Source organism: Clostridioides sp. ZZV14-6150, assembly GCF_020657875.1.
Classification (GTDB): domain Bacteria; phylum Bacillota; class Clostridia; order Peptostreptococcales; family Peptostreptococcaceae; genus Clostridioides.
Genome location: NZ_JAGWDA010000040.1, coordinates 1 through 3,882, shown reverse-complemented (window position 1 = coordinate 3,882; position 3,882 = coordinate 1). Strand labels below are relative to the sequence as shown.

Below are 3,882 nucleotides of genomic sequence, written 5' to 3'. Positions count from 1 at the left end.
ACCACATTTTCTAACCAATATTCTGAGGTTGGTATATAACCAGGTGGCTTATAGCTATCTTTAGTTAGTGCATAACCACTTCCTCCACCTGCAACATTTCCCTCATATGTGCCGCCACCACCATACCAACCACCACCACCTCCTACACTATAATGACCAATACCACCTTTACCAAACGAACCATGATATTCGCTAGTTTCTTGATTGTTTCCGCCTTGATATTGTGAACCACCACCACAAAAACGTCTAGAGTATGCAGTAATCCCATTAGAACCTACATAGCCACCACCATGACCAACAGAAGGATGTAAAGAAAAATCACCGCTGATTGCTCCAGCACCACCTGCAACAAGTATACGTGAAAGCAATCCTTTAGAGCTATCCCAAGTCGCACTAGGATAATAAAGTCTTATATCAGTTGCGCCACCACCATACCCAGAATAACAATAGTCTCCGATAATCACTGTGCTAGCACGACCGCCGCCATTAAAGCCAGTTCTAGTAATGCTTGATTTTTCTGGAAGTTTTTCATAACCTGTTTGACCAACGCAAACAATTAAATTAGTACGGGTTTTTAATGTGATTTCACCTTTTGCATAACCACCTTTTGCGCATTCACCAAAAGAACTTGCGCCTTTGCCACCACCACATGCCCCATAACATTCTAATTTATAGCGACCAGGTAACAATGAAATATTCTGAGTATAATTAGCATAATTAAATTCATAAACTGTTGCCATTTAATACACCTCTTTCTTAATTTATGGTTTTATTGTACCTAATTTTAAAACTATAAACGTCTACAAAGTGTAGATGAAGTGTAGGCAAAATGTAAATGAATTTATATATTTTAAGAAATAAAAAAAGGACATTACCTATTTTGTAGGTTCTGTTCCTTCCACTACTCCACTTTCTCTAATTATATAATCCTCTACAGCCTTTCTGTACTCTGTGTTAGTTACATCATCTAATTCAAATTCTCGATTTTTTAAAGGATTTAAGCCTCCGTTTAATATTCTCTCTGCTAATATTCTTACAACAACTTCATTTATATTCATTATAATAGCCCTCCCACTTTTTCATTTTCATTTAGTAATATTTGATTTTCTAACTCCTGTATTCTCTTTTGCTCTTCTGTTATAAAGACTGGTATTTCTTCTAAAATTGGTTGTTTAGTTTCTATATTTATACCTATAATTCTATTTTTAATATAATCTATACTTCCATATGGAACATCAATGCAATGTAATTCGGTTATTTCATCATGCTCCAATACATCCCCTGTTGCTTCTCCTGTTTGGAGTAATATTTTTCCTGTTTGGTCACATATAATTCTATTTGCTCTATTCATTTTATCACCTCATTTATATAAATTTTATAGCATACCAATTATACAAAGTATAAGACAAAGAAGGATTATATGCAGGAATGTAAATGCCTTCATTATTCATATAGACATTTCCCTTATTATTTATATAGACTTGACCATTAGCAGTATATTTTTGATTTCCATATGTTTTGTCTAATAAAACCGTAACTGTAAAATCTTTATCACTAGAAATTGATGGTAACGAACAAACAGCAAAAACAAGATATTTAAGAAATTTAGTCGGGCTATTAAGTTTACATTCACATTCAGCAAAAAATACATTTGGAATAAAATTAAGACCTTTAATATTAAGCCAATCAGTAGGTTTTTGTGGATAATCGGGGTTGTACACACCAGTATCATATAAATAAGCAGTATCTGCTGCATTCATTTTTGTTGCAGCACTCCCTGACGCATATTTATATTTTGTATTTAATTGACTTATAGTATTATTAGCTTGTGTTAATTGATTTATCAAATCTTGTACACTCGCGTCTGAACTATCAAAACTTGTTTTTATTTTCTCTGACAACTCTACTAATGTATTATTTAAACTTGCTTCTATATTTTTAAGTGCTAAAGTGTTTATAATACTTGTTTTACCATTTCTAACTCCTTGCCCAATCTCTGTTAACTTAGTTGATATATCACTTAAACTAGCATTAGGTTGTAATGGCATTATATTCTTACTTATACTTATTACTTTTTCCTCTACTATATTTTCTGCATCTGTAGCAACTATTTTTAATGTGTGTATTGCATTGTCTGTAAGTTCATAGTTAATAGTTTTTTCTGAATACAAGTCTGTAGTAAAAGTATCTTTTAATACTTCATCTAAATACCATTCTATTTTTGTCAATTCACTGTATGTTTTTGTTACAGTAAACTTAGCTTGGCTATCAGTCACTAATGATGTTGATATATTAATTCCCTTTTCTATTTTTTTAAAAGTAAAAATTCTATCAAAATTATCATATCCATCATTTAATTGTATTTTTAGCTTGTGATTTCCATCTACGGATAAAGAGTTTAGTTGACTATCTGTTACTGTTGCTGTTAAAGTTGAATTTTGTACAACAGGAGTAATGTTTTGTATTAATTTATCATCAAGATAAACACGTACTATTAAATTAACATCTGGAGTATCATCACTTACAGTAAAATCTACACTAAATCCTTTTCTTTTATTCCCAAGTGAAGTATCTGAACCAGATATTACAGGTAAAGCTTTTAGAGTTATAATTCTTTCAGAAGTATACGGAAATTTTTGTTGTGTATCCACATGCATTCTTTCACAATTATAAGTAAAAACATATTCGCCATATCCTTTCAAAGTCCAAGTATTTGTTGAACCCCAATTTGAAGTAAGACCATTACGAGTGCAACTTAAACAAGTTTCTTTAAAACGACCTTTTAATCCATCAGAACCACCAATCCACTCAAAAATTTGTTTTCCCCCTGCAAACGGACTAAACGTATAATTTTCAGTATACATCCTTTTATTGGGTAAATCGAAGTAATACATTGATAATGCCATTTCCTCACTCTCCTTTCTATATTGGCAATATGTCATTATTTACTGTTGATATAATATTACTATTAATTCCTGTTAATTGCTCTGCTACCTTACTAATTTCTTCATGTATCTTTTTAGATGAATAAGTAGTCATTTCAGATACTCTGTTATCATCTACAGTTGCATTTATAAAATGAGTTTCTGCATTTCCATTTATCACATAGACATTTAATTCAACTTTTACCTCACTTCTAATTTCTATAGAATTATCATCTATAATTTTAAAGTTTGTAACTACATTTTCTTTTGTAGTAGCATCTATAATATTTACAACTATTCTCTGTGTTAACAAACTATGTGTTACAGTTGCCTTGAATCCGCTTTCTGCATCCTCAACCCAATCATCAATTGTTATTGTTTGAGTAGATGCCACATTTGAACCACCTGCGATTAATTGGTCAATTTTAATATTTTGTTTCTCATTTTCTGTGTCAATTCTAGTGTTTAACTCTGTTTTTGTTGCATCTATATTGCTTATTAATTCTGTTTTAGTTGTATCAATTTTAGTATTAACAGTACCTATTTTAGTTTCTAAGTCTTGTATATCTTTGAGTGTTGCAAAGATTATTGTTGGGTCAATTTTAAGTTCTATATTATTTACATTAGATACAATAAGCACAGTTTTAACCTTCATGTCTACCACTGCACCTTGTTCTATAGAAGGTTTATAACACTCTTTGTATTTAGAAATGGCAATTAAATTATTTTCATCATCTAAATATCCTATTTCTCTTATCATAAACCCACCTACACTTGATGGTATTAAACTCTCTAATATTATACAATTTGGTGCAGTTTCATCTGTAGTTGTATTTCCGATATTGCCTTCCCATACCACGTTTTTGAGAGCTGTCTGACTCTCAGTTGGAGTATATTCACTCCCTCCTCCATCACCAAGTTGAATTTTTACAAATCCCACTTTATTACCTGTGACACT

The 3,882-nt window shown here is 31.3% G+C and carries 5 protein-coding genes; all 5 read right to left on the bottom strand.

The features are described from left to right. On the bottom strand, positions 1-740 hold a 740-nt coding region (locus KGF41_RS20380), incomplete at its 3' end, for a glycine rich domain-containing protein (protein ID WP_255611564.1). A gap of 135 nt (positions 741-875) precedes the next feature. Continuing rightward, positions 876-1,058, bottom strand: a complete 183-nt coding sequence (locus KGF41_RS20375; protein ID WP_227857124.1) for a hypothetical protein — start codon at positions 1,056-1,058, stop codon at positions 876-878. Further along, positions 1,058-1,351: a hypothetical protein gene (locus KGF41_RS20370; RefSeq protein WP_227857123.1), complete on the bottom strand. Its 294-nt coding sequence runs from the start codon at positions 1,349-1,351 to the stop codon at positions 1,058-1,060. Before KGF41_RS20370 ends, KGF41_RS20375 begins: the two co-directional genes overlap by 1 nt. Before the next feature lie 13 nt (positions 1,352-1,364). Next, a complete protein-coding gene (locus KGF41_RS20365) occupies positions 1,365-2,906 on the bottom strand; it encodes a hypothetical protein (protein WP_227857122.1) in 1,542 nt (513 codons plus the stop codon). A 16-nt stretch (positions 2,907-2,922) separates the two neighbouring features. Further along, positions 2,923-3,882 (bottom strand): phage tail protein (locus KGF41_RS20360; protein ID WP_227857121.1); only part of this gene is annotated, 960 nt, incomplete at its 5' end.